This is a genomic window from Candidatus Methanomassiliicoccus intestinalis Issoire-Mx1 (assembly GCF_000404225.1).
Taxonomy (GTDB): Archaea; Thermoplasmatota; Thermoplasmata; order Methanomassiliicoccales; family Methanomassiliicoccaceae; genus Methanomassiliicoccus_A; species Methanomassiliicoccus_A intestinalis.
Map to the genome: position 1 here is coordinate 1,226,214 of NC_021353.1, position 25,392 is coordinate 1,251,605.

General features: G+C 42.9%; 23 protein-coding genes. 17 read left to right on the forward strand and 6 right to left on the reverse strand.

All coding sequences use genetic code 11. From position 1 onward, the window contains the following. The first annotated feature begins 38 nt into the window (after nucleotides 1-38). The 7 genes from H729_RS05830 to H729_RS05860 all read left to right on the forward strand — a co-directional run bounded on the left by H729_RS05830 (nucleotide 39) and on the right by H729_RS05860 (nucleotide 6,194). Nucleotides 39-521, forward strand: a complete 483-nt coding sequence (locus tag H729_RS05830) for a GNAT family N-acetyltransferase (RefSeq protein ID WP_020449079.1) — start codon at nucleotides 39-41, stop codon at nucleotides 519-521. Nucleotides 522-709: 188 nt separating this feature from the next. Continuing rightward, nucleotides 710-1,255, forward strand: coding sequence for an NTPase (locus H729_RS05835; RefSeq protein WP_020449080.1), 546 nt, complete (start codon nucleotides 710-712; stop codon nucleotides 1,253-1,255). Further along, the gene (locus tag H729_RS05840) at nucleotides 1,252-2,349 is read left to right on the forward strand and encodes a tRNA (guanine(26)-N(2))-dimethyltransferase (RefSeq protein ID WP_020449081.1); all 1,098 of its coding nucleotides are present in this window, start codon (nucleotides 1,252-1,254) and stop codon (nucleotides 2,347-2,349) included. Before H729_RS05835 ends, H729_RS05840 begins: the two co-directional genes overlap by 4 nt. Nucleotides 2,350-2,422: 73 nt before the next feature. After that, the gene (locus tag H729_RS05845; protein WP_147554402.1) at nucleotides 2,423-2,665 is read left to right on the forward strand and encodes a hypothetical protein; all 243 of its coding nucleotides are present in this window, start codon (nucleotides 2,423-2,425) and stop codon (nucleotides 2,663-2,665) included. Between the two features lie 467 nt (nucleotides 2,666-3,132). After that, complete coding sequence (locus H729_RS05850) at nucleotides 3,133-4,434, forward strand: adenylosuccinate synthase (RefSeq protein WP_020449084.1); 1,302 nt, start codon at nucleotides 3,133-3,135, stop codon at nucleotides 4,432-4,434. Nucleotides 4,435-4,514: 80 nt separating this feature from the next. Next, nucleotides 4,515-5,699 carry a hypothetical protein gene (locus tag H729_RS05855; RefSeq protein ID WP_020449085.1) on the forward strand — a complete coding sequence of 395 codons (1,185 nt, stop codon included), beginning with the start codon at nucleotides 4,515-4,517 and terminating at the stop codon, nucleotides 5,697-5,699. 15 nt (nucleotides 5,700-5,714) lie between these two features. Next, the gene (locus H729_RS05860; RefSeq protein WP_020449086.1) at nucleotides 5,715-6,194 is read left to right on the forward strand and encodes an MGMT family protein; all 480 of its coding nucleotides are present in this window, start codon (nucleotides 5,715-5,717) and stop codon (nucleotides 6,192-6,194) included. A gap of 53 nt (nucleotides 6,195-6,247) precedes the next feature. Here the strand turns inward: H729_RS05860 and H729_RS05865 are convergent, their stop codons facing one another. Genes H729_RS05865 through H729_RS05875 form a run of 3 tightly spaced genes read right to left on the reverse strand, consistent with a single transcriptional unit; the run spans nucleotide 6,248 to nucleotide 9,401 of the window. After that, nucleotides 6,248-7,042, reverse strand: a complete 795-nt coding sequence (locus H729_RS05865; RefSeq protein ID WP_020449087.1) for an ABC transporter ATP-binding protein — start codon at nucleotides 7,040-7,042, stop codon at nucleotides 6,248-6,250. After that, nucleotides 7,029-8,174: a FecCD family ABC transporter permease gene (locus H729_RS05870; RefSeq protein ID WP_020449088.1), complete on the reverse strand. Its 1,146-nt coding sequence runs from the start codon at nucleotides 8,172-8,174 to the stop codon at nucleotides 7,029-7,031. The genes H729_RS05865 and H729_RS05870 overlap by 14 nt, the downstream gene beginning before the upstream one ends. Before the next feature lie 9 nt (nucleotides 8,175-8,183). Continuing rightward, the gene (locus H729_RS05875; RefSeq protein WP_020449089.1) at nucleotides 8,184-9,401 is read right to left on the reverse strand and encodes an ABC transporter substrate-binding protein; all 1,218 of its coding nucleotides are present in this window, start codon (nucleotides 9,399-9,401) and stop codon (nucleotides 8,184-8,186) included. A gap of 93 nt (nucleotides 9,402-9,494) precedes the next feature. On the opposite strand from H729_RS05875, the gene H729_RS05880 reads away from it, so the two are divergent. The 5 genes from H729_RS05880 (at nucleotide 9,495) to H729_RS05900 (ending at nucleotide 13,877) form a co-directional block, all read left to right on the forward strand. Continuing rightward, a complete protein-coding gene (locus H729_RS05880; protein WP_020449090.1) occupies nucleotides 9,495-10,031 on the forward strand; it encodes an FmdE family protein in 537 nt (178 codons plus the stop codon). A 300-nt stretch (nucleotides 10,032-10,331) separates the two neighbouring features. Continuing rightward, entirely contained in the window at nucleotides 10,332-10,778 is a 447-nt protein-coding gene (locus H729_RS05885) for a MarR family winged helix-turn-helix transcriptional regulator (protein WP_020449091.1), read from the forward strand. After that, nucleotides 10,775-12,121 carry an MATE family efflux transporter gene (locus tag H729_RS05890; protein WP_020449092.1) on the forward strand — a complete coding sequence of 449 codons (1,347 nt, stop codon included), beginning with the start codon at nucleotides 10,775-10,777 and terminating at the stop codon, nucleotides 12,119-12,121. The genes H729_RS05885 and H729_RS05890 overlap by 4 nt, the downstream gene beginning before the upstream one ends. Before the next feature lie 179 nt (nucleotides 12,122-12,300). Beyond that, nucleotides 12,301-13,167: an alpha/beta fold hydrolase gene (locus tag H729_RS05895; RefSeq protein WP_020449093.1), complete on the forward strand. Its 867-nt coding sequence runs from the start codon at nucleotides 12,301-12,303 to the stop codon at nucleotides 13,165-13,167. A gap of 29 nt (nucleotides 13,168-13,196) precedes the next feature. Further along, complete coding sequence (locus tag H729_RS05900; protein WP_020449094.1) at nucleotides 13,197-13,877, forward strand: nitroreductase family protein; 681 nt, start codon at nucleotides 13,197-13,199, stop codon at nucleotides 13,875-13,877. Between the two features lie 204 nt (nucleotides 13,878-14,081). On the opposite strand, the gene H729_RS05905 is transcribed toward H729_RS05900, so the two are convergent. Further along, the gene (locus H729_RS05905; RefSeq protein WP_020449095.1) at nucleotides 14,082-15,344 is read right to left on the reverse strand and encodes a UbiD family decarboxylase; all 1,263 of its coding nucleotides are present in this window, start codon (nucleotides 15,342-15,344) and stop codon (nucleotides 14,082-14,084) included. 87 nt (nucleotides 15,345-15,431) lie between these two features. On the opposite strand from H729_RS05905, the gene H729_RS05910 reads away from it, so the two are divergent. Then, nucleotides 15,432-17,111 carry a glutamate--tRNA ligase gene (locus H729_RS05910; protein WP_020449096.1) on the forward strand — a complete coding sequence of 560 codons (1,680 nt, stop codon included), beginning with the start codon at nucleotides 15,432-15,434 and terminating at the stop codon, nucleotides 17,109-17,111. 272 nt (nucleotides 17,112-17,383) lie between these two features. Here the strand turns inward: H729_RS05910 and H729_RS05915 are convergent, their stop codons facing one another. Together H729_RS05915 and H729_RS05920 are read right to left on the reverse strand one after the other, a co-directional pair. Further along, nucleotides 17,384-18,781: a hypothetical protein gene (locus tag H729_RS05915; RefSeq protein ID WP_020449097.1), complete on the reverse strand. Its 1,398-nt coding sequence runs from the start codon at nucleotides 18,779-18,781 to the stop codon at nucleotides 17,384-17,386. Between the two features lie 77 nt (nucleotides 18,782-18,858). Next, entirely contained in the window at nucleotides 18,859-21,669 is a 2,811-nt protein-coding gene (locus H729_RS05920) for an InlB B-repeat-containing protein (RefSeq protein WP_020449098.1), read from the reverse strand. Between the two features lie 865 nt (nucleotides 21,670-22,534). Between H729_RS05920 and H729_RS05925 the strand changes: the two genes are divergently transcribed. From H729_RS05925 to H729_RS05940, 4 genes are read left to right on the forward strand one after another with little or no spacing between them, the layout of a single operon-like run. Beyond that, the gene (locus H729_RS05925) at nucleotides 22,535-23,095 is read left to right on the forward strand and encodes a 2-oxoacid:acceptor oxidoreductase family protein (protein WP_020449099.1); all 561 of its coding nucleotides are present in this window, start codon (nucleotides 22,535-22,537) and stop codon (nucleotides 23,093-23,095) included. Continuing rightward, entirely contained in the window at nucleotides 23,092-23,361 is a 270-nt protein-coding gene (locus tag H729_RS05930; protein WP_020449100.1) for a 4Fe-4S dicluster domain-containing protein, read from the forward strand. The genes H729_RS05925 and H729_RS05930 overlap by 4 nt, the downstream gene beginning before the upstream one ends. Beyond that, the gene (locus H729_RS05935) at nucleotides 23,358-24,515 is read left to right on the forward strand and encodes a transketolase C-terminal domain-containing protein (protein WP_020449101.1); all 1,158 of its coding nucleotides are present in this window, start codon (nucleotides 23,358-23,360) and stop codon (nucleotides 24,513-24,515) included. Before H729_RS05930 ends, H729_RS05935 begins: the two co-directional genes overlap by 4 nt. Then, nucleotides 24,508-25,386: a thiamine pyrophosphate-dependent enzyme gene (locus H729_RS05940; RefSeq protein WP_020449102.1), complete on the forward strand. Its 879-nt coding sequence runs from the start codon at nucleotides 24,508-24,510 to the stop codon at nucleotides 25,384-25,386. The genes H729_RS05935 and H729_RS05940 overlap by 8 nt, the downstream gene beginning before the upstream one ends. Nucleotides 25,387-25,392: the final 6 nt, after the last annotated feature.

Here is a 25,392-nt window from a genome sequence, read left to right on the forward strand (position 1 = left end):
TGTAAATCAGTTAATTATTTACTCCACTTAAGAACTAAGTGAACTTCGAAAGGACTGTAAAAATGAGAATTGAATTTAAAAAAGTAACAGAAAAAAATATCGAGGACATCTTGAAGCTCAAGGTAAAGGACAATCAAAAGACATTTATTGAAAGTGTCCCGGAATGTTTAAAAGAAGCTGCAGAAAAATCATGCTGGAGACCTGTAGGAATTTACGATGAAGATATTCTGATTGGCTTTGCCATGTACTGTTTCTGGAAGGAAGACCAGCATGTCTGGATGGATAGGTTTTTGATCGCCTCCGAATTTCAAGGAAAGGGATACGGCTCTGCAGTATTCCCGCAGCTGCTGAAGAAGATTGAAAGCGAGTATCAATGCAGCGAGATCTATCTGAGTGTATTCAAAGACAATACAGCTGCCATTAATCTTTACGAAAAAAATGGATTTCGCTTCAACGGTGAAAAAGATATCAAAGGCGAAGATGTGATGGTTTTGAATCTCAGACGGTCTGTCGTACTATAATTTATTTTAATTGGACATATGAAGAGTTTATCATCTATGTGGAATACATATAGTCATTACGAGAATGTATTATATTGCAGAAAATTGAGGGCATAAGCTGCTCTCGAATGCAAAAACATAATAAGAAAGATGAGCATATCGCTGGAGCCTGAAGTAGGACACCTCTTCCAGAGCGTTTTGGTGAAAATATGGAGACAATCGCGAAAATCGGTATCACTGGACTGCCCGGTGCAGGGAAAACATACGCTGTACGTAAAGTAGTGGAAATGTTGGAAGCCGAAGATCTGGTTGTCGGAGGAATGATGACCGAACCCATAATCGAAGACGGTAAAAAAACGGGTTTTGCGATCGTGGACTGGATGAATAAACAGCAGGGCATCTTTGCTCATGCAGATATCAATTCAAAGTACATGATAGGCAAATTCGGCATTGACCTGAAAGCCCTTGAAGACGTCGGCGTAAAGGCATTGATGAAAGCTTCAGAAGAAGCAGATGTGATTGTGATTGATGAGGTTGGAAGAGTAGAGGTGGAGTCTCCAGCATTCATCGACACAGTAAAGTACTGCTTAGACTTGGAAAAGCCGATTCTGCTGACTTTGCATAAGAAATCCAGAAACCCCCTGCTTCAAGACATCAGAAGAAGAGATGACGTGAGAATCCTTGAAGTCACGCCGATCAACAGAAACCTTCTGCCGTATAAAATAATGAAATTAATGAAAGGAGAACTTCTTTGAATTTTCCAGAAGACTCTGTCGTAAGCCGGGAAGGTGCGACAGAGATTGTAATTCCTTCTGTGCATTCCGTTCATGGTCCCGGGAAACGCATAGGGAGAGTATTTTTCAATGGCCAGATGGCATTCAACAGAGATGTTTCTGTGATGTTTATGGCAGCAAGCACTGAAAGCAGAAGCATGCTTGACGCTATGGCAGGAACCGGAGTAAGGTCAGCAAGGATAGCTCATGAAGCCAGGCCGGATCTGGAAATTGCAGCCAATGACAAGGATCCTGAAAGCTGCGTATACATCGATGCGAATTCTGAATTGAATAACGCCAACATAGAATCAATAGCAGACGATCTGAGAAGAACCTTGGCAAAAAGAGTCTTTGACTATGTCGACTTAGATCCTTTTGGAAGCCCTGTACATTTTATACCCTCAGTCATCCAGGGATTAAAGAGGCACGGCATTGCCGGCATAACTGCTACAGACACGGCGCCTCTGGCTGGAACTTATCCTAAAAAATGCATCAGGAGATATGGGGCCGTCTCGGCAAGATCGCCTTTTGGACATGAAACCGGCCTGAGAATATTGATAGGACACATTGTAAAAGAAGCCGCTAAAGAGGACAGGGGTTTAGAATGTGTGCTTTCTTTCTATGCAGACCATTATCTCAGAACATTTGTAAGGATGACAGAGGGAGGGTCTGAAGCGGATAAGGCGCTTGCCCAGCTTGGGTACATAGACTATGATCCTCTGACGGCAAGAAGGACTGTCTCAGAAGAAAGAAGCTCTAAGAAGTCAATAGGCCCTCTGTGGACAGGACCGATTCATGACAAAGAGTTCTTAGGCAGAATGGAAGCAGACGAAAATCTGGAAACCAGAAACCGCTGCAGCAAGTATCTGGATCTCTGGAGGAACGAATTAGATATGCCGTATTTTTATGAAAATGATGAGCTGGCTTCACTGCTGAAAAGGTCACCTCACAGAATGGATGATCTTCTTGAAGCATTGAATGACGCCGGAAAATGCTCAAAGACTCATTTTTCTCCTACCGGATTCAAAACGGATCTGGAACTTGAAGAACTCACAGATATATACAGCAGATTATAAGCTATATCTGCAGTGGTCTGTTAAAATTATTAAATATAATTATTTTAAACAAAATGCATCCTGTTTTAGAGGCGTGCGGCTTAAAGGTTCCATGGCATCACATACGCCTAGAAAATATAACATGAAAATAGGAGTTACGAAAGAAGTTTTGGATACCGTGGATATGAGAATCAAGAAAATCGGATTCAAAAACAGAACAGACCTGCTGTATTTTTTATTAATGAACTATCTGAAAGAAGCAGCACATGAGGATTTGGTAAATAGAGAAATCGCTCTGCTAAGCCGCAAAGAAAAACAGCAGAATGAATTAAAATAAAGGCAGCCAGAGAGATGTTGCCCAGGTCTGTACACAGAAGATATGGCAGTTGCATACCATCAGAGATATAACTGCCGGAGCAGAGCCTGTAATCAAGATAGGTTCTGCTCCAAATAATTCATTCTGCTGCCCGTTGTTCAATGGCAGGATGCAGCAGAATTCAAAGAATAAAGTTCAAATTTTTATTAAACTAGTGCCGGCACTGAACATATGTTCAAAAATGAAAAGTGCACAGTCGCTGCACCGAGAATTCATGAAGAACGCGGTTTATCATCATTCTGATAAATTCTTTTGAAAATTCCAGAATGCTTTGATCATCAAACTATTGATAATCTCCTGCGTTTATGATCGCCCCCTTTCATTCGAATCTGATGAAGATTGGCTCTGAGTAGGTATATAAAAGCAGTTTAAGATCCAAATCTACGCAATATATTAAAATAGCGAGTAATAATGTCAAGAGCGATTTCATGCCAACTCTCGCGGTTATAGGCTCGCAATGGGGAGACGAAGGAAAAGGAAAGATTACAGATTACCTTGCCGAAGGTGCAAACATTGTTGTCCGTTATCAAGGCGGTGCAAACGCTGGACATACAATAAAGATAGATGATGAAGTATTCGCACTTCATCTTCTGCCGTCAGGCATACTCAGGAAAGATGTAACAGCTGTTATCGGAAACGGAATGGTCCTTGACCTAGATCGTCTGGAAGAAGAGTTTGAGTCACTTAAAGAGAAGGGAATAACAGGATATGACCTCAGAATCTCTGACAGAGTCAACATCGTCCTTCCATATCACCGCACTCTTGACGGTGCAGAGGAGAGATCCAGAGGTGCCAAGGGTGTAGGAACCACAGGCCGCGGAATAGGCCCGTGTTATGCTGACAAGATTTCTAGGGAAGGCATCAGAATGGGAGACCTTCTGGATGAAGAGTTCCTCAGAAGCAGAATTGATATGATACTGCCTATAAAGGAGAAGTTTGCAGCTACTCTCGGCGAAGATCTAGACATTAAAAAAGAAGCTTTGATCTCCAAACTTTTAGCATACGGCAAAAAGTATGAAGACAGCATCTGTGATGTTTCAGTTTTGATTAACGATGCGATTAAAGAAGGAAAGAAGGTAATGTTTGAAGGTGCCCAGGGAACTATGCTTGACGTAGACTACGGTACCTACCCATTCGTTACATCTTCCAACTGTACATCTGCCGGAATCTGCACTGGAGTGGGTGTTCCACCGTCTGCAGTTCAGGAAGTTGTCGGAGTCGTGAAAGCGTACACCACAAGAGTTGGATCCGGTCCGTTTGTGACAGAGCTGCATGATGAAACTGGAGAAATGCTGCTCAAGAACGGCGGAGAGTTCGGTACAACCACCGGCAGAGCAAGAAGATGCGGCTGGCTGGATCTGGTTGTCGTGAGACATGCGGTGCGCCTGAACGGCCTTACATCAATTGCACTCACTAAGCTCGATGTCCTTAACGGAATTAAAGAGATTAAAGTCTGTACGGCATATGAAATCGATGGAGAAGAGGTAAAGAACTTCCCCGGAAATCCGCGGAAGCTTGAGAATGCCAAGCCGATATATGACACCCTCGAGGGCTGGGAAGGCTGGACAGAGGAAACTTCAAAGGTCTGCAAACGCGGCTACGATGCCCTTCCAGAAAAGATGAAAGAATACATTTCATACATAGAGAAAGACACCGGCGTTCCTGTCGGAATCATCTCAGTCGGAAAAGGCAGAAACGAAACAATAGACAGAAGAGAAAACAAGTGGTAACCACCACTTACTTCCATATTTTTTTCTGCTTCCCTGACAGAAGTCGGGAAAGCTTAATACAATTCAGCATATGATGTAACATGGTCAATATGCCGGAACTTAACGTTACATTCAATTCTTCAACAGCATCGGTTGATGTATGGGACGGCTTCAGCACTGCGGAAGTTAAGCCCAAAGGAGATATTTACTCAGTATCAAAGGCTTCAGAACTCGCCTGGATTGCTGAACAGGTTAATTCCGGCAACAATTTCTCAGGCAGAACCGTCAGACTCATGTCCAATATAGATCTGGGAGATAAGATCTGGAAACCCATAGGAAGTGAAAACAACAGATTTGACGGCCTGTTTGACGGGCAGACCAATTCGGTGATGAACGTCCGCACTCAGAATTCTATATATGCAGGTCTGTTTGGAGCGGTAGACGACAACGGCAGGATTGTAAAGCTGGGAATGAAAGGGACGTTTAAGATTGTTTCAGACTCAGAAGTTTACGCAGGAGCGATAACTGGAGTAAACCACGGCACAATCGAGGACTGCTTCAATGCCTGCAGTATTTTTACAGACATCAAATCAGAAGAAAACTCATCCGTGGGCGGTATTGCAGGAGTTAATTTCAAAATGATCTCCAACTGTTTCAACGATGCTGATATGATATCATCATCCCAAGCTGTTCAGATGGGAGGACTTGCAGGCGTGAACAACGGCATTATTGAAGAGTGCTATAACGAAGGAAAAGTATCTTCTCAGATACAGGAAGGAAATCTGCCTGCGGGTGTAAGCATCTATTCCGGGGGAATATCTGGAATCAGTCATGGATTCATAGGAAAATGTTACAACGAGGGCATTGTTGAATCTTCGCTCACTTCAGCAGAGACCGATTATGCAGAGCTGTTCGCAGGAGGGATCTGCGGCTGGAGCGACGGTCATCTGAATGACTGTTACAATCTGAAAGGAGTTAAAGCAGTCATCAACATTGAATCCGAAAAAGAAATGCTGACTGCTAACGCTTATGCAGGTGGTATAAGCGGCTGGAATTCCGGAATAATTGAAAAATGCTACAATGAGAATGAAGTGCGCTCTGTATCAAGATTAAGCAAGAGCGGGGCTGAAGAGTCATATTCAGGCGGCATAGTCGGAATCAATTTAGGAAACGTTCATCAAAGCCGCAATATGGGAAAGGCTTATGCAGAGTCTTCAACAGACACGAATGCACATGTTCACAGCATTACCGGAAAGAATGACGGCAGCATAACAGATTCATTCTGATCTGCAGGTGTTTACGTGGCAAATGAAGAAAAGAAAGATTTCAATGCCATGCTGCGTAAGAATACGGATATGCCAAAAACGCAGATTGTTACGGATGAAAGCATTATCAAAAGATACGGCGGAGAACGAATGTTCTTCGCTCCACCGCTGGCTTACGATGAACTCATGAAAAAGGTACCTCATGGAAAGGTTGTAACTGCAGAAAAAATCAGAGAATATCTCGCAGAAAAGAATTGTGCAGATTTTACAGATCCCATGACGGCTGGACTATTCATATCGATTGCAGCATGGGCAAGTCATCAGAGAGAAGAAAATATAACTCCATATTGGAGAACATTAAAGACTGACGGCGAACTTAATGCAAAATATCCCGGCGGCATTGAAGCCCAGAAAAAGATGCTTGAAGAAGAAGGGCATGTTATCATTCAGAAAGGCAGAAAAAACATCAGATTCTTTGTAAAGGACTGTGAAAATGTCTTATTTGATCTGCATTAGTCAAACCTTGTAAAATTGTTTTTATAAAAAAAGCAGACTGGGGAGGTCTGCATTTAAAATTCGCATCCCAGAGGTACTGGACATATGTATTTTGAGGAATTCTGCGGGATGATCATAGGAACTCCGCGGTGATCGATGATCTCCACATCGATGTCATACACTTTTCTTATCAGATCTTCTGTGATAATTTCAGGGCCGCCGTAAGCTAGTATTCTGCCTTCATTGATGAACATGAATTTATCAGAATAATGAGCAGCCAGATTGATGTCGTGCATAGTCATCAGGGTGCATATTCCTCTGGATCTGACAACCTTTTCAATCATCTGCATAGTCTTATGCTGGTTTGCGATATCAAGATTATTTGTCGGTTCATCCAGAATTAAAACTTTAGGCTCCTGCACGATGGCTCTGGCGATGTGCACTTTCTGAAACTCTCCGCCGCTGATATTTGTAATGTACTTCAGGGACAACGGGGCGAGGCCCATGCCGTTAATCACTTCACTCACTTTTTTAAGATCCTCTCTGGTGGCATTCAATTCAAAATAAGGTTTTCTTCCCAGTAAAACAGAATCATATACAGTCATCAGGGATTTTGGCACAAACTGCGGCACGTATCCAATGTTCTTTGACATTTCTTTTCCAGATAGTTTCAAAACATCGGTGCCGTTGATAAGCACCTTACCTGTCTGAGGCTTGTGGACATTGCACAGACATTTGAGAAGTGTCGTTTTTCCTACCCCGTTAGGACCTAGGATTGAGACAATATTGTTCTCTTTGGCATCAAAAGATACGTCAGACAGTACTTTTTCGCTGCCGTATGAGAAATTAAGATCTTCAACATGAAGCATTTTTCTTATACCCCCTGATTAAAACATACAGGAACAAAGGACCTCCTATTGCAGAAGTGATTATGCCTACCGGGATTACTTTGTCAAATGCATAATGGCTGATTATGTGGGAAATCATCATGATGATGGAACCAATCAGCATGGAACCTATGAGGAGATATCTGTTATCGTTGCCTATCACCCTCTTCACTATATGCGGAGCTGCAAGTCCGATGAAACCAATTACTCCCATGTAAGAGACTGTAACAGCGGTGATGACTGCAGAGACTGTAAGGCCCATAAGCCTGGTTCTTGAAATATTCAGGCCCAGTCCTCTTGCAACCTCTTCTCCTGCCTCCATTGCATTATAATCCCAGCGCTTCCAAAGAAAGTATATTATTCCAATTAAACTTACAAAAAATATTATTTTTAGACCATCCCAGTTAACTTTGTCAAGGCTTCCAAACTGCCAGAATACAATTGAGGAAAGCGCTACATCATCTGCGATATACTGTGTAAATGCCAGAGCGGCAGAGAATATGGCACTGATGGCCATTCCTGCCAGCACAAGACTTTCCGGAGAAGCACTGGTGAACTTAGAAAGCACTATGATCAGACCCGTGGCTGCCATAGAAAACACGAATGCACAGATTGTTACGATGGCAGGGTTGTTTATGACAGGATAAGCAGGAGAAGAACCTGCTATTATTATTCCGCCGTTTAGTACCAATATGCCGATCGCTGCACCGAAAGCTGAAGCATTAGACAGACCAAGTGTGAAGGGAGAAGCCAGAGGATTTCTGAGAATACTCTGCATTACAGCTCCTGAAATCCCCAGAGCACAGCCTGCCAGAATAGCAGCGGCAATTCTGGGGAGACGAAGATCCCAGACGACATCATCTTTCCAGGCACCACCTTTATTGAAAATGCTGCTGAAGATTTCAGAATAAGAAAGACTGGTGTCTCCGAGTCCTAACGTAACAACAATCAGAACAATCAGCAGCACCAGCATCGATACTAAGAATAAAATTTTTCGATAAGTGTATTTCAGGTAGCCTTCCGTGACGGCATCGACCTCAGTCTCTCTGCTGAGATCCAGCACCTTTTCTTTTTTTAAAGAAGAAAAAATTGAAAGGTGTTTGTCATCAGCCAAGATACCACCTTACGCTACACTGAATGTGTATCCGCCGGCGTTCTTCACAATTTCTACCTGGCTGAACAGAGGCAGCTCTACTCCGTTCTTTGATGATTTTTCATTAAAGAACTGTGACATGTCGCTGATGACTGAGGATCCGTCTGAACCATAGAAGAATTCAAAGATCTCATTCATCTTGTTCATCACATCTTTCTGACTCATAGAATCATAAAGAAGGTAGCTTATGTAGAACGAGCCCACCAATGAAACATCCCAGTTGCAGCCGTCCCACACGATCGGCAGGACAGTATACATTGAAATGTCATTGGATGGGTCGGCATCGTTGTTCACGCCGTAGATGTAGTCCATAACCAGCTGGCTGGAGTTATTGCCAATGATTTTATCGGAGGAGGAGGGATCGATTAACATCATGGTCATGTTCAGTTTGGCAACGGTTTCCACATCCAGTTCTACTTTTGTATCTTTACTTTGATTGTACACATTGCTTACGCCGTTAACTTCCAGAGGTGCGTAGAATGGGAATGTAACATTCAGAGGGTTTGAACCGCTGATTGTAAGACCGGAGGTTATTATTTTTTCGTCCGTAGTTCCAATCATTGATTTCAACTCCTGAAGATACTTGTTGAATCCGCTGATGAGTTCTTTAGCTCTGTCAGTTTCTTTCAGAACTATTCCCAGCTGGGTGATCTGCTGTGTAAAATCATCATTAAGCTTATAAGTCGCAGGATCCCAGTAAGCAGCACTGGTGCTCATGGATTTGAGTACAAAAACAGGCACGGCCTTTGCCAGAATATTTACCATATCTGCATAGTTGGCATACACGTTTCCTCCGACAATTACCAGACTCGGCTGGAGATTTGCCACTCTTTCAACATCTTCAGAGGTGATGGCGTTGTCAGAATGTACTTTTGTCAGCTTATCATAGTCGTATGCGTATGAGTATGCTCTGCCGTTTTTGTTGTCAGTGACATCTCCGTCATCGACTTCGATAACTTTTTCATTTAAATTAAAATATGAAACAAATCTAAGCGGATCCACGCTTCCAAAGGTTACAATCCCACGGTCCAGATTGTCCGGTATCTCTACACTTCTGCCGGCCATATCCTTAACAGTATCTGACGATTCATTTCCTTTGACATCGTCAGAGTTCCAGGTGAATACAATTGCAGCTCCCGCCACAACTATGATTGCAACCAAACATACAGCTACAAGTTTAGTTTTCATCTGATGTGTATAATTAACCTCCTAGTATATGAGTATTACTTTTTTAAATAAAGTAACATTAAGTTTATCTGGAGAAGATGTATTCTGTAAAACATGGATGAAAAACTGTGGGGAGAATGTATCAAATTTCACGGCCACGCCTGTCCCGGGCTTGCTTTCGGCTACAAAGCTTCCGCAACCGCTGCAGAGATTCTCGGAATTCCGCTGGAGAAAGCCGGAGACGAGGAAATCGTATGCATTTCAGAAAACGATGCCTGCGGCGTAGACTGCATTCAGTACCTGCTTTCCTGCACCATCGGAAAAGGCAACCTGCTGCTCAGGATTACAGGAAAACCAGCGTACACATTCTTCAGAAGAGACAGTGGAAAAGGAATAAGGCTTATTGTCAAGAACTTTGACAAAGAATCATACAGCAGAGAAGAACTTATTCAGCATATTCTAGACAGTCCTGCAGAAGATATCTTTGAGATGAGCGAGCCCAGATCAGAAATGCCTGAGAAAGCAAGAATGTTTCAGAGTGTAGTATGCGAATGCTGCGGAGAAGCCGCGAGGGAAGACAAGATCAGGCTGCAGGATGGAAAGAAAGTCTGCCTGGACTGCTTTGAAAGCTACGAACGATTCTTCCTGTGATATTAGCACACTTATGAAATCCAGACAGTCATTTTTCTAAGGTTTGTGCATTAAACGCATAAACTGATTGAAAAATGTTATGATCTGGCATTCAAAGCAGATGATGACATTCGAGAATTTATTTACATTTCATAAATAATATTGTATATACAAAAATTTTGATAAGTATCGTAATTACAATTAAATTATAATATTGAACAGACTAACTTTTTTTCAAGTCTATCGGGACACTTGATCAAATAAATATAAATAGTTAAGCTAGATTAAGTAAGTTGACTTAACTACTTGCGAGATGGATAAATGAGTTTAGAAGATTCAATGGATCGGTTCTGGTATGAAATCACTGTGAACCAGCTGCGCAATCAACAGGGTAAATGCATGAAAGACATATCGTTCAACACCAGCATGTATCTTGACCTGGTTAAATTCAGGGGCACAGCTACAGTCAGTTCCATTGCTGAAGATCTCGACATCTCCAAAGCTGCGGTAACTATGAAAGTTAACGAGCTGGTTAAGCAGGGCCTGGTAAAGAAAATACAGAGCGAAGAGGATAAGCGCATCAATCATCTTGAAGTTACAGGAATTGCATCCGAAGACTACGAGATTTACTACAGGCCCTTGAGATATGCAATAGAGACGATCGAAAAGAAATATACACAAGAAAAAATAGATGTGTTCTGTGAAGTTCTGGAAACACTCAATGACTGCTTCCAGAACTGCAACAAGACGCATTCAGAGGAGTTATGACCAACCCGCTTTCAAAAGATTTTAATTACAAATCATTGTTGATGTTTGCCCTGCCTACAGCAATAATGATGGTTGTCGTTTCACTGTACACCATAGTAGACGGCATATTCATAGCAAGATATGTGGGCTCAAATGCTCTCGCTTCAATTAACATAGTCAGTCCGTTCTACTCAGCAATCCTGGCCATAGGAGTAATGCTGGGTACGGGAGGAAGCGCCATAATCGCCAAGAGAATGGGAGAAGGAGTTATCGAAAAAGCAAGAAAGAACTTCTCCATGATAGTTCTGACAGGCTTCATTGCAGGCGTAGTCATATCCGTAGTCGGACTAGTCTTCCTTGATCCCCTGATATATCTGCTGGGTTCAAGCGACTTGCTGTTTGGATACTGTAAAGACTATCTGCAGATCCTGCTGGTCTTCATGCCTGCATTTATCTTGCAGGTGATGTTTCAGACCCTCTTCGTAACCGCCGGCAAACCTAAGTTAGGTCTAACCCTAATAGTAGGAGCAGGAGTTCTGAATATCATTCTGGACTATGTCTTCATTGTCGTCATGGAACTGGGAGTAGCAGGTGCAGCCCTCGGAACTTCAGTCGGATTCATGCTGCCTGCAGTAGTGGGCGTAGGATATTTCCTGACTAAAAGGAATAATCTGCACTTCACTAAACCTGATGCCGACTGGCGTGCACTGAGCAAAACATGCACCAACGGCTCATCAGAAATGGTGACCAACCTGGCAAACGGAATAATGGTGTTCCTCTTCAACTATCAGATGATGAAGTACGTGGGAGAAGACGGCGTGGCTGCTATCACTACAGTCCTGTACGCGCAATTCATCTTCACGGCAATATACTTCGGATTCTCTACAGGAGTGGCGCCCATTCTGAGTTACAACTATGGCAGCGGCAACACTGAACGCTTGAGAAAGGTATTCAAGATGAGCATTACGACAATTGTCATACTGTCGGTAAGCGCATTCGTTCTGGCAATGATACTTGCTCCTACGATTACGAACATCTTCCTTCAGGAAGGAACCTATGCTCACGATTTGGCGATAAGCGGATTTTACATATTCGCTGTAGAGTTCCTGTTCTGCGGAGTGAATGTTTACGCTAGTGCATTCTTCACTGCCCTTTCAAACGGAAAGGTATCAGCATTCATATCGCTGATGAGAACATTCGTGTTCATCGCCATTGCAGTCCTTGTGCTTCCAATATACATGGGACTGGACGGCGTCTGGATAGCAGTGCCCCTGGCAGAGTTCCTGACAATCTGGATATCGATATATCTGATAAAGAGCAGCGGATATACAAGAGCGCCAAAAACACAAACTGTTTCCAGCTGATTTAAACCGCAGCCCCGGAGCGGGGCTGCTCATATTCACATCCGTGTTTTTCTAAATAGAATTTCATTCTTCCATGCTGAAGTGCATTTGTTAAAAAAAATAAACTGCAGTCAAAAAAAGATCTGGATTCGTCAAAAGTTTAATGTTGCCAGCAGGCATCATTCGAATGGTAATGGAGAATGGAAGAATTTACACTTAAAGCAGATGACGGCTTGGATTTATCAATAGCCCTCTTTGAAATAGAAAATCCTGCGGCAATCGTTCAGATAATTCATGGAATGAAGGAGCACAAGGAGAGATATTACGATTTTATACATTTTTTAAATGAAACCGGTTTCAGCGTGGTTATCTCAGACAACAGGGGCCATGGAAAATCACTGAATGATAAATTTCCCCTGGGACACATGGAAGGATGCGATCAGATCATCAAAGATCAATATCTGATTACAAAATACATGAAAGAAAGATATCCTGGAAAGAAACTGTATTTGATAGGACACTCTTTCGGATCTCTGCTGGCAAGATGTTATTTACAGCAGCATGATGATGAAATAGACAAACTTGTCCTGAGCGGCACTGTAGGATATATAAAGTTCATAAATTCTGGAAAGAGGCTGGGAAAGATCATTTCATTCTTCAAAGGAAGCGACGGCCACAGCAAAATCCTGCAGAATACAGTCGATGGAGACGATGATACCTGGATCTGCTCAGACCCGGAAGTCATGGAAGCCTACAGAAATGATAGGTTATGCAGCGGCTACAAGTATACCAACAGCGCCAATGTGACAGTTATTGAAGGAGTGGCGCAGCTTCATGATTATAACAAGTATCAATGCAGAAATCCAGATTTGAAAATTCTCAGCATATCCGGAGAAGAGGATCCGGTCACCAAAGGAGAAGAGGGTCTGGAAGATTCAATGGAATCGCTGAGAAAGATAGGCTACAAAAATATCACAAAAATTGTGTATCCAAAGATGAAACATGAAGTTCTGAATGAAATAGGAAAAGAAAAGGTATACGAGGATGTTAAGAACTTTCTTTTATAATGTTGACTATTGCAGCATGAGGAATGACTATGGAACTGATTGAAGCAATTGAGAAGAGACACTCTGTGAGAAGTTACACAGACAAAAAGATCGAAGGAGAAGTACTGTCAGAACTTCATGCTGAAGTTGCATCCTGCAATAAAGAGAGCGGTCTGCATATCCAGCTTGTTACTGATGACCCGGAAGCATTCAGCGGTTTCAAAGCTCATTACGGGAAATTCAGCAATGTGAAGAACTACATAGGCCTGATCGGAAAGAAAGAAGAGGGCTTGGATGAAAAGATAGGGTACTATGGAGAAAGGATTGTTCTAAAGGCGCAACAACTGGGACTGAATACATGCTGGGTAGCTTTGACATACAGCAAGAGAAAAAGCAAATGTGTTATCGAAAAAGGAGAAAAACAAGTCTGCGTGATAGCTCTCGGATACGGTGCAACTGAGGGAGTTCCTCATAAAAGCAAGCCTTTCGATTCATTGTGTAAAATTGAGAATGACGAAACACCAGAGTGGTTCAAAAACGGCATGGATGCCGCCATGCTTGCTCCTACGGCAATCAATCAGCAGAAATTCCGCTTCACTCTTTCGGGAAACTCTGTAAATGCCGAGTCGATGGGAGGCCCTTACTCAAAGGTCGACTTGGGAATAGTGAAGTATCACTTTGAAGCAGGCGCAGGCACTGACAACTTTAAATGGGGCAGTCTTGACATTTAATGTCACTCTTCCATAAGGAAGTCAATGAGATATTGACTCCTTATTCCACCATAATCTTATCGAGTGAAATTTTTTCTTAATTATTAGTTAGAGAATTCAATGTCTGATAGAGTTTCTTTGAATCAGATTAAGAAGTTTGCAGCGTACTACAGAAAGATATCATGAATTCTGAAAAATTGCAATATGATAAAAAATATGGACTGTTCAAAGAACAGCCCGGTCGTAGCCCTTTTCACCAAACGGCTTGGTAGCATCAATGGCAACTTTAGAAGTCGTGCCGTGAGCGCTGGGATCCAGAGAGGAACCGGCGGCATTGTTCACTACCAGAAGAGATCTTGAGGCCTGGAATCTTGTAGCTTCTGCCCATTCCACTTCTCTGTCGTTAAAGATGTCTATATCTGCATCAACAACAGTCACTTTTTTCATAGATGGATGGCCTGAAAAAGCAGCCATGGCGGCATTCATTCCATCGCCTTCTTTGTTCTTGGTGATTGAAACCACGCCGTGAAGCCAGCAGCAGCCCCCTTCAGTGAGGCGTACTGCATGAACATTCGGCACCACCTGATTCACAGTGCGGTAGATTATCGGTTCTCTAGGCAGACCCATGAGCATATAGTGCTCATAACCTCCCGGAAGAAGAAGATGAAAGATTGGATCATTTCTCATGTACAGTTTATCCACTTTAAATATCGGAGCAGGCCTGATTGAATCGTATGTACCGGTAATGTCCATGAAAGGTCCTTCTTCAACCATTTCAGAGGTAATACGGCCTTCAAAGACTATTTCCGCTTCGGCGGGAACCTTCAGACCGCCGTCAAGTTCAGCAAGAGCAAGCGGTTTGCCGGTGGCCTTTTTCTCCAATGCAGAAGCAATGTTCATCTCATCAGCCATGTAATCAGTAGATGTGGCGGCGGCAAGGAGAACAGACGGGGATAACCCCATCGAAAATGCTACAGGCAGATCTTCTCCCTTTGCCTGAGCTTTCTTCCACATCGTATAAAGATGGCGGGGAACTAAGCGTAACGCAAATGAGCTCTTGTCATAAAGCATCATTCTGTGAAATGATACGTTCTTTTTTCCTTCGTATTCAGCAGCAGCTACTGCAGAGGTTATGTACCGTCCTGCATCATTGGGAAAATATTTCGGAATCGGAAGCTTCGTCAGATCGAATTCCGTCAATACCTGATCCCTGAAAGGGACATCAGAAGCTAATGTAGTCTCCTGAGGAGAAGCCATGGCATCCAGAATGTAGCGCACCAGGTTCTCTTTTGTTGTACCAAGTGCTTCGGCGATTCTCCCTCTGTCGCTCCAGACATTTCCTGCAGCCCTCATTCCAGACAGATTTGTGAAGGATACTGGAAGCTCCTGATCCTGAGACAGGATTCTAGAGACTTCATATTCTAAAGGTACATCCTCATTAATCACGCGCATGCCGCTCATCTGCGCCAAGAGATCTCTAAATGCCATAGTGGTCTAGATGCAATGTATGATAATAACGATTGCGGAGCTTTCATACATAAAAGATAAGAATATGGCCGTTCTACCGAGACTTCAATGTCCGCAGATTTAAGAGAAATCGTGAGAAAATATGCATTGCAGAACGCGGCACTGCATAAAGGCAGCGCGAACCCGAAAGCAGTTGTAGGAAAAGTAATGGGAGAAGTTCCTGAACTCCGCTCCCGTTCAAAAGAAGTTTCAGCTGCAGCGGAAGAAATCTGCGCTGAACTCTGCGGAATGGATCTTGATGACATTATAACAGAGACGGAGAGCATCAACCCAGATCTGCTGAAGAAGACCAAGAGCGAAAAGAAAGACGTGATGATAGATCTGCCTAATACAGAAAACGGCGTAGTCATGCGTATGGCTCCCGGTCCTTCAGGCCCCCTGCACATCGGACATACGAGAGTCGCCATCATCAACGATTACTATGTCAAGAAATACAAGGGTAAATACATCAACCGCCTGGAAGATACCAACCCGGAAAAAATTGATCCAGATGCTTACAAGATGATCCCGGAGGACCTGGAATGGCTGGGCGTGCATGTGGATGAGACTGTGATTCAAAGCGACCGCTTTGAAATCTATTATGACATTGCCAGAAAACTTATCGATATGGGCCAGGCGTATGTATGCACCTGCAACGGTGACGACTGGAGAAAACTGAAAGAGCAGAAGAAAGCCTGCCCCTGCCGTTCCCAATCTCCTGAGGAAGCTCATGAACTGTTCGACAAAATGCTTGCGCACGGTTTCGGCGAGGGAGAAGCAGTTTTAGTAGTCAAGACAGATCTGGACCATCCTAATCCTGCTGTCAGAGACTTTGTGGGTCTGAGAATTAACGACACGGCAGTTCACCCGCGTACAGGCACAAGATATGTGGTGTACCCGATGATGAATTTGTCCGTGGCTGTGGATGACCACCTTTTAGGTCTGACGCATGTCATCAGAGGAAAAGATCATCTCAATAATACAATCAGACAAGAATACATCTTCAAATACTTCGGCTGGAAGAAACCCTGGTATCACCACTATGGTTTTGTAAAAATTCCTGATTCGATTTTGAAGACTTCCACTGTCGGTGCTGGAATTAAAAACGGAGAATATACCGGCTGGGATGATGTCAGGCTCGGCACAGTAAGAGCAATTGCAAAAAGAGGCATTCAGTCAGATGCCATACGCAATTACTGGCTCGATGTGGGTATGAAAGATGTTGACATAGAATTTTCCTGGGATAACTTATATGCATTCAACAGGCAGATTTTAGATCCCGTTACTGACCGTTACTTCTTTGTTGACAATCCGGAAGTTATTGAGATCAAGGGCGTTGATTCTCTGAAAGAGTGTGCACCCTTGCACCCCGATCATCCAGAAAGGGGCGTGAGAGATTCTGTGATCACCGCACCAATAAAAGTCTGCATGACCCCTGAAGATGTGAAAGGATTTCAGGAAAGGGGCACTGTCAGGCTTAAGGACCTGTGTAATCTCAAATGGGAAAACGGAGAAGCGGTATACACAGGTACGGATCACAGTGTACTAAAAGAAGGAGTGAAGATATCCCACTGGGCCCCTGTTGACGGCAAGGACTGTGAGATCCTCATGCCTGACGGAACGGTCAAAAAGGGAATCTGTGAAGATATACGCAAAGAAGATCTGGGCAAAGTGGTGCAGTTCGAAAGATTCGGCTTTGCCAGGATCGGCAAAATGGGTGACAAGATCGAAGCTTACTTTACACAGTAAGCTCTCAAAAAACCCATAATTATTTTTTTATCAGTTACTATTTTAAATTAAATCATATTTTGTAGATGTATCATAAGCATATCATGCAGAGGAGTGACGGTCACTGCTGCATCTCGTCAAATGATCTTTCGCAGCTGATCGATTGGTGAGCAAAAATAACCGATCCTGCCGCGTCAGTTCTTCTGCGGGAACTTTAAAGCAGCGCCGTCATTATTAAAGAGTTTGATACTGTCAGTCTGAGAGACTGACAGGTTTTATTTTCAGTTTAGAGTTTAAGCTGCTAACTGCACCTGAAGATCGAATGATAAGGTAACTGCAGGCTGCGAAGTATTGTTGTAGCCGTTCGCTTCCTTTGATTCGATATTTGTTGTAACAGCGTTTGCACCTACGATTACCTGATCTAACGAGGTTTCACATTTGACAATGCCTGCAAATGATCCCTGAATGTTCAGTGTTGAATTTCCTTTCAGCAAGATGTAAGCTGCATCTCTCTGAGGATACTCTGAAGTTCCGTTGTTGTCGATATCGTTGAATTCATCGTAGAAGATTACTTTCTTTCCTGAAGGCACTGTCAGAGTTGCATCATCAAATACTGTCAGAACTGCTCCTGTCAAGAATTTGAAACTGTTGTTGAATGTGTAGTTCCCGTTATGCAGTTCGAATTCAATGTCTCCGTCAATAGGATAAGTGAACTTACTTGTCGTCATCGCCTTTGATATTCCTCCGAATGAGAAGGTAAGAGTGCTGCTGTCTGCTGTTGCTCCTCCGTAAATAGCGATTTTGACTCTGTCTGCTGCTGAATCATATGTTTTGATCAAGTATGCATTGTCTGCTAATCTTATCAGACCGTTTGTATTGTTGATCTGAGGATACTTGGTGTAATTGAATGTGCTTCCCCCGTACATTTTTACGTTTCCTGTGAATGAAGCTCCTGATTCAATTTTTATTGTTGACTCAATGTTATGACAGTTGTATTCGTTGATAGGGAAGGGATCTCCATACTTATTCAGAAGAACGTTTAATCTTCCTCCCATCAGGTTAAGAGCATGAGTTCCGCCTCTCCAGCTTTCAATTACAAACAAGTCTCTTACTTCTGCTCCTGATTTTGCAGTTACCTGTCCTGCTCCTATGATATATCCGCAGTTGTCTAAGAGACCGCCGTTCTCAACTACAATATTTCCTGCTAAGTTGATCTGAGCGTATCCTCCTCTGACATCCTGATCAAAATCTCCGCCTGCAGGATATCCTGTGACAGCGTTGACTAAGATGCTTCCTTCAACTGTTAAAGTAACATTCTCAGGAATTGTCAGAGTTCTGTATAATGTCTTAACGCTTGATGTTGTTCCGTCAGGGTTGTATCCTGTTGAAGTATATCCGACATCATTGTCCATGCAGGGCAGAAGCAGAAGAACTCCTGCTTTCACTGCAGCGTTTGAAGTCATGACGTAATCATCAATCAATACGACTGTCTGACCGCTGACGGCGGCATTCAAAGCTTCTTCGAGAGAAGCATATGTCACATCGCCTATGCTTGCTGCAGGAGCATCGCCTGCAGCCAGTACTGCTTCATTGTCGAAGTCAGAGTCTTCTGAGACTCCTGCTGCAACGAAGCAGAGTGCTGCAAGAACTAAGCATCCTGCGGCAAGTGCTAATTTATGTTTGTTTTGCATTTATTATCACCTCACAAAATTATAAAAATATAAAAACCGCAGATAAACTGCGGGATATCAATAGATATTTAAAAATATTAACTTTGAGGCACATAGTTAGCTACCAACTCATCGATATTTTCATCAAATATATCTAAAATCAATGTAAATTCCACAGGCACATTTCCTAGTCCTAACTCTTCAAGCCCTAAAGTTACTTTCACATCAATCTGATATTTTCCGTCTCCTATGTAGAAGTTTCCTGGATTAGTAGCTAAGGCCTCTTGTGAAAACATAGACGATATTGCTACAATAAAGCTGTTCCAGCCATTAGACCCCATAGTAAAGTTAGCAGGATTAATTAATAGATCATGTCCCTCACATGTACCAGCACAAGTATCTGAAAACTCGCTCAAATCATATTTTGATATATATTCAGATAAAGTTTCATTAAGAGCATCTGGACAATAGTACTCAATAGATATTATTTCATCAATAACTTTATTTATTAAACTAGAATTTGAATAAAATATTGAAATAAGTCTTTCGACTGCATCGTTTTCTGATCCAAATACATCCGATACATTTAGGTCAGCAATATTATCTAAAACACCCTCCAAATTCAAATAGCAATTAAAGAGCACCCAAACCAGGATTTTAGTCTCATCAGGCGATGAATTATTACCAGGTTGGCTAACTTTATTATAAACAGAATTCATCAAAGCATCTGGTGCAGTAAGTGTAATCGTAACCTTATCAGATATGTTATTCATCGATATATGATCAGCAATTGTTTTTGCAAATGATTGTATTTTGTCCATCCCTGAACCAGTAAATACAATCGATAAATTAAATGGATCTGATTCTCCAATGGTAACATCAATATCTTTGAATTTATAATGATCTGACCCATCAGATGTCATATTACCGATTAGCTCGAACAAACCATATCCAAAGTCCAATATGAATCCTTTTACACCATCTGCATTTATATTGTTATTAGCATATAAGGTATTTGTATTTGTGATATTTCCTCTAATGTCATTAACCTTAACGGCCACTTCAGTGTTACCATACACTGCATTGACAAACTTTCCAAAGTTTGTTAAGAACCCGTTAAATGCTTCAGGTTTCACAGTTTGTAATGCATTGCTATCTCCAAACACTTTGTCAGCGTTGATTATTAAGCTGACGTTAGTAAGATCGATAGTATCTTGTTTGAACTCGAATAATTCATTCAAGTTTGCTTCTTTAAGCCAGTTGTTTGCTGTCGTTATTGTAGATTCGAGAAGTCCATCAGGTTCAACTATAGCATAGTAGGAGTTATGAGATGTCTCGAAGGTGATTATATTACCAAAGACTGTGTGCTTAAAGCTCTCTTCGATTATTCCAGCATCAGTGACATAGAAGATTTTACAATTATTAAGATCGGTTATGCCTAGATCCTCTGCATTGATCTTTACTGTGATTTTACTGCCCTCTGGCAAATCAATTTCTTTAGTGCCATTGGTTATTGAAACATCAATTAAAGGATTATCTCCAATTTTAGCAGCGTTGGCGGTAGAATCATTAGATACATTTTCTACTTTGATAATAATATTGTCATTAGAACCTTCGCTGGTGCCTGTTACTAACGCAGATATTGTAGCAGAATCAAGTGTCACGCTGCCGTCTTTAGTCTTGAATTCTAATGAGTTTACTGTAGAATCAGCCATAGCAGTATTCAACTTTGACAGATCCTCTTTTGAAATCTGAATAGGCAATGTAGTGTCATCACTTATATCAGCATCAATTAAGATTGTTTCTGCCTTGGCATCATTCACTAACTTTTTTGCTGCATCGTCATCCGCGATTTCCACTTTTGCTACAGGGTTGTTCGGATCAGTGGTTGTGTCTGATTTAACAATCTCGATTGACCACTGAGCAGATACAGTTTTGTTACCGTTCACTATATTGGTTTCTGTGAAAGCATTTCCTGAGTCATCAGCCCATCCTAAGAAAGCATAACCTGGGTTAGATGGAATTGCGGGCATTTTGTCGCCTAAGGAAGTTCCGGATGTGATGCCAGAAACTGTAGCATATGTTTCATTATTATTGCAGAATGTTACAGTATAAGTTGTAGGTGTAACTGGTCCTCCTCCGCCTCCTCCTCCGTTAGAAGTCCATTTGGCGCAGAGAGTTATATCTGCATTTACTGCTGAATTGAAATCATATTGAGTTATAAGTGAAGCGTCTGAGTACCAGCCTGAGAATGAATATCCTGATTTAGTAGGGTTAGCTGGTTTAACTGCTTTCTCTCCTGCTTTTACTGTCTGAGCAGGAACTGCGCTTCCTCCGTTGCTGTTAAACGTTACTGTATAAGTTCCTGATTCTGCAGTCCACTTTGCATATAATGTAAAGCTTGATAATACCTGACTGCTGAAATCATAAGGCTGAGTCAATGCTGAATCGCAGTACCAGCCTGCAAATTTATTGTTTGCTTTTGTCGGATCAGCTGGTTTTGTTACTTTCTCTCCTGCGTTGATTGTTTGAGAAGCAATGCTTGATCCGCCGTTAGTATTGAATGAAACTGTGAACTTTTCATCATTTGCTACAAACTTAGCATAGATCTTAGTGTTCTCAGTTATCTTAGTATTCTTAAAATCAAATTCCTTTGTGCATGCTGAGTCTGAATACCAGCCTGCGAAGATGTAACCTTCCTTGGTCGGTGCTGCCGGTTCTGTGACATATGAGTTCTTATCAATGTCTACATTTGACAGCTCGCTGTCGCCGTCGACGAAGGAAACGGTTAGTTTTTCATCTCCCCCCCCCCCGCCAAGGTTACCCGTGGCGTAAAGGGCGCCGACGACTGCCAGCAATATAACCAAGACTACGATTACTGCTGCAATCATCTTGTTGTTTTTTTCCATACTACTCACCTAGAGATTATACTTATTCGATTCTTCATTCAGATTCGATTAAGTTTAAACAGTTTAAATTTTAAGTAAAGTATTTTAATAAGACTCTTCAACAGAGAGCCTTAAGAGTATGAAGAAAGGCACATTGTTTGTGTATATAATAACAACTCACCACAATTCTATCCACATAGAATTATCCCATAATTTTGTGTAATTTTATATTGCATAACAAGTAACTACAGTGTAAACTATTGATAACAAAATACACCCTAGGAAACTCATAAATGAAGTTAAAAGAACACAGCATCATTCATCAAAAATATATGCATGATAATCAAATAAAACAACTAGAACATTATTTTATCTGAATTGATACATGTTTAGTTCACGATAAACAAAGGATGTGGCTGCAGGACTCATCAGATACGATCAAGAATAAATTACCACATTACAATAATCATTAATTTAGACTGTAATTGACAAACATGCATGAATCCAGTACAGCCAGATGATCTTAATACAGTTTATTAGCATTTAAGATTAAATAAACAAAAGGCTGGGACAGACACAAGCGTAACCAATCACTTCACTAAATCAGAGAAACATCTTTAAAAATTAAAGAATTTTTCACACACTCAAAGAAAAATCTCAAATACGTCAGAGAAAAATTCAAAGAAGCTGTAAAAACAGAGAAATGCATATAAGCAGAATATACAGACAATAAAAGGCAGATTTATATGCAGTCAGATCGGGCAATTAAAGTCTGAGACCTCTATCAAAGTAAAAACATATGCAGAAAATTATGCAGACGAAGAGTTTCATCCGCATATTTTAAGTACTCCTGGTTCCGTGAATTCTTATCCTTGGGGAGATATATTTGTCGCAGATTTCCAGGGATACTATAGAAGTAAGATTTCACGGCAGGGGCGGCCAGGGAGCCGTCATAGCTTCAGAAATACTGGCAAAAGCAGCAATCAGAGAAGGACTGTATGCCTCGGCGTTTCCCAGTTTCGGAGTAGAAAGGAGAGGAGCACCGGTTTCAGCGTTCTGCCGCATATCTGATAAAGAAATAAGAACGCATGCCAGCATTTACGAGCCTGATTATGTCGTAGTTCTTGATCAGGGACTGATTAAGCTCACAAACGTGCTGCAGGGCATGAAAGAAGACGGCACAGCAATAGTAAATACGTCTAAAACAGCAGCAGAGCTTGGTCTGCCGGAAAATACAGTCACTTTTGATGCTACGTCAGCAGCCTTGAAGTTCGGATTGGGAAGCCAGACAGCACCTATCGTCAATACTGCAATTCTCGGAGCTTTTGCACGCGTGTGTAACGCTGTCTCTATGAGTTCCATCATAGACTGCATAAAAAGCTCAGTGCCAGCTAAAAGAGAAGAAAATGCTGCAGCGGCAGAATTTGCATACGGGGGCGTGGCATGAACTTTAGAGACCTGCCGGGCATGCCGGTTGCCAGACAAAGCACGGAAAGCATGATGACCGGAGAATGGCGAACAATCAGACCGGTGCTGAATAAGGATCTCTGCGACCGCTGCTATCACTGCTGGGCCTTCTGCCCCGATGTCAGCGTCATTGTTGAAGAGGAAGGGTCATTTCCAAAAGTAGATCTGAATCACTGCAAAGGCTGCGGAATCTGTTCGGTGGAATGTTCCAAGCAGGCGATCACAATGGTGAGGGAAGACTTATGATTGAAGCGTCTACAGGCAATTATGCAGCAGCAAAGGCTGCAAAGCTGGCCAGAGCGGATGTTGTCGCTGTCTACCCCATTACGCCGCAGACCACCATTTCCGAGTATGTAGCTTCAATGGTTCAGTCTGGAGAGATGAATGCAGAGTTCCTGCTGATGGAGAGCGAGCATTCAGCCATGTCTGCATTGATAGGGGCTTCGACTATCGGGGCAAGAACATTCACGGCTACTTCTTCTCACGGATTGGCACTGATGCATGAAATGCTCATGTGGGCGGTAGGAGCGCGGACTCCGGTTGTGATGCCTGTGGCGGCAAGGGCCATCGGAGGACCCTGGAACATCTGGGGAGATCATCAGGATGCAATTTCAGAAAGAGACACGGGATGGCTGCAGTTCTTCTGCGAAAATAACCAGGAAGTGCTGGACACGATTCTCATGGCTTACAGGGTTGCAGAAGACAGGGAAGTGATGCTGCCGGCAATGGTTGTCGAGGACGGCTTCGTTCTCTCACATACGGTAGAAAGAATAGACATTCCAGACCAGGAGGAGGTAGATGCATACCTCCCGAAATACAATCCAGAGTTCTCTGCCGACACCTCCAACCCGATGAGATTCGGCGGGCTTGTCACTCCGGACCTGTGGACTGAGTTCAGGTACCGCATAGCAGAATCCCATGAGATTTCAAGAGAGAAGCTCAAGGCGGCAGAGAAAGATTTTGAAAAGATATTCGGCAGAAGCTACGGCAGTCCTGTAGAAACCTACCGCTGCGAGGATGCAGATGCCGTACTGATAGCTGCAGGCGCAGTGGCAGGAACGGCAAAGGAAGTAGCAGACCAGCTCAGAAAGGAAGGAAAAAAGGTTGGAGTAGCAAGAATACGCGTATTCAGACCGTTTCCGTCTGAGGAAATAAGAAAGCTTGTCGCCTCAGTGCCGTCCGTGGGAGTCTTGGACAAGAGCTACACCTTCGGCGACGGCGGAGCGATGTTTAATGAAGTCAGGTCTGCAGCCGGAACTCTGGAGATTGGAAGTTATATCGCAGGCCTCGGGGGAAGAGATGTGCCTCCGAAAGTTCTGGTTAAAATTTTTAATGATATTTTAAAGAAAAACAGAGGAACCGTCTGGGCGGACCTCAAAGGAGGAGATCTTGATGACTGAGTTTCAATTCCCGTTGCCTAAAGAAGAGTACATGCATCCAGGACATTCAGCATGCCCGGGGTGCGGAGAACCGATTTCGATGAGAATGCTTCTCAAAGCCCTGGGGCCGGATACGATCATGAACGTTCCGGCAGGCTGCTGTGCTGTAATCCCCGGAGTCTGGCCGGCATACTCGTTAAAAATACCGCTGGTGGATCACGCGTTTGAATGCACCGGGGCGGTTTCATCAGGCATAAGGGCAGCTCTGGATCATTTTGGAAAGGATGATGTTACCGTAGTGGGATGGGCCGGAGACGGAGGCACGGCAGACATAGGGCTGCAGTCTCTTTCAGGCGCGGTAGACAGGGGAACTGACATGCTGTACGTAATGTATGACAATGAGGCATACATGAACACAGGAAACCAGTGCAGTTCAGCAACGCCGTGCGGAGCCAATACCACCACGACCCCAGGGGGAAAAAGCCATCAGAGGACGAAAAAAGACGTCATGAAGATGATGATCGCCAACGGCATAGTCTATGGAGCATCCCTCAATCCTGCGTTTCCTGAAGATTTTATGGAGAAAGTCGTAACAGCAAAGGGTATCGAGGGACCTAAGTTCCTGCACATCCTCTCACCCTGCCCTTCAGGCTGGAAATTTGACCCCCGCAATACGATAAAAATCGCAAGGCTTGCAACAGAAACCGGTGTGTTTCCTCTTTACGAATATCGTAATGGAGAGACAATTTTTACCAAAGACCTTAAAAACAGGAAGCCGCTTGAAGAGTATCTCCGCCTTCAGGGGCGTTTCAAGCATCTGTCTCAGGCCGATGTGGAAGGAATGCAGAGAGTTCTTGACGAAAGCATCCAGAAACTTCTGAAGGAGGAATAGAGGGTG

Coding starts and splice junctions, on each gene's coding strand:
- H729_RS05835 (WP_020449080.1), top strand. CDS start 710: ATGGAGACAATCGCGAAAATCGGTATCACTGGACTGCCCGGTGCAGGG.
- H729_RS05850 (WP_020449084.1), top strand. CDS start 3,133: ATGCCAACTCTCGCGGTTATAGGCTCGCAATGGGGAGACGAAGGAAAA.
- H729_RS05855 (WP_020449085.1), top strand. CDS start 4,515: ATGGTCAATATGCCGGAACTTAACGTTACATTCAATTCTTCAACAGCA.
- H729_RS05865 (WP_020449087.1), bottom strand. CDS start 7,042: ATGCTTCATGTTGAAGATCTTAATTTCTCATACGGCAGCGAAAAAGTA.
- H729_RS05875 (WP_020449089.1), bottom strand. CDS start 9,401: ATGAAAACTAAACTTGTAGCTGTATGTTTGGTTGCAATCATAGTTGTG.
- H729_RS05880 (WP_020449090.1), top strand. CDS start 9,495: ATGGATGAAAAACTGTGGGGAGAATGTATCAAATTTCACGGCCACGCC.
- H729_RS05885 (WP_020449091.1), top strand. CDS start 10,332: ATGAGTTTAGAAGATTCAATGGATCGGTTCTGGTATGAAATCACTGTG.
- H729_RS05890 (WP_020449092.1), top strand. CDS start 10,775: ATGACCAACCCGCTTTCAAAAGATTTTAATTACAAATCATTGTTGATG.
- H729_RS05895 (WP_020449093.1), top strand. CDS start 12,301: ATGGAAGAATTTACACTTAAAGCAGATGACGGCTTGGATTTATCAATA.
- H729_RS05900 (WP_020449094.1), top strand. CDS start 13,197: ATGGAACTGATTGAAGCAATTGAGAAGAGACACTCTGTGAGAAGTTAC.
- H729_RS05905 (WP_020449095.1), bottom strand. CDS start 15,344: ATGGCATTTAGAGATCTCTTGGCGCAGATGAGCGGCATGCGCGTGATT.
- H729_RS05910 (WP_020449096.1), top strand. CDS start 15,432: ATGTCCGCAGATTTAAGAGAAATCGTGAGAAAATATGCATTGCAGAAC.
- H729_RS05915 (WP_020449097.1), bottom strand. CDS start 18,781: ATGCAAAACAAACATAAATTAGCACTTGCCGCAGGATGCTTAGTTCTT.
- H729_RS05920 (WP_020449098.1), bottom strand. CDS start 21,669: ATGGAAAAAAACAACAAGATGATTGCAGCAGTAATCGTAGTCTTGGTT.
- H729_RS05930 (WP_020449100.1), top strand. CDS start 23,092: ATGAACTTTAGAGACCTGCCGGGCATGCCGGTTGCCAGACAAAGCACG.
- H729_RS05935 (WP_020449101.1), top strand. CDS start 23,358: ATGATTGAAGCGTCTACAGGCAATTATGCAGCAGCAAAGGCTGCAAAG.
- H729_RS05940 (WP_020449102.1), top strand. CDS start 24,508: ATGACTGAGTTTCAATTCCCGTTGCCTAAAGAAGAGTACATGCATCCA.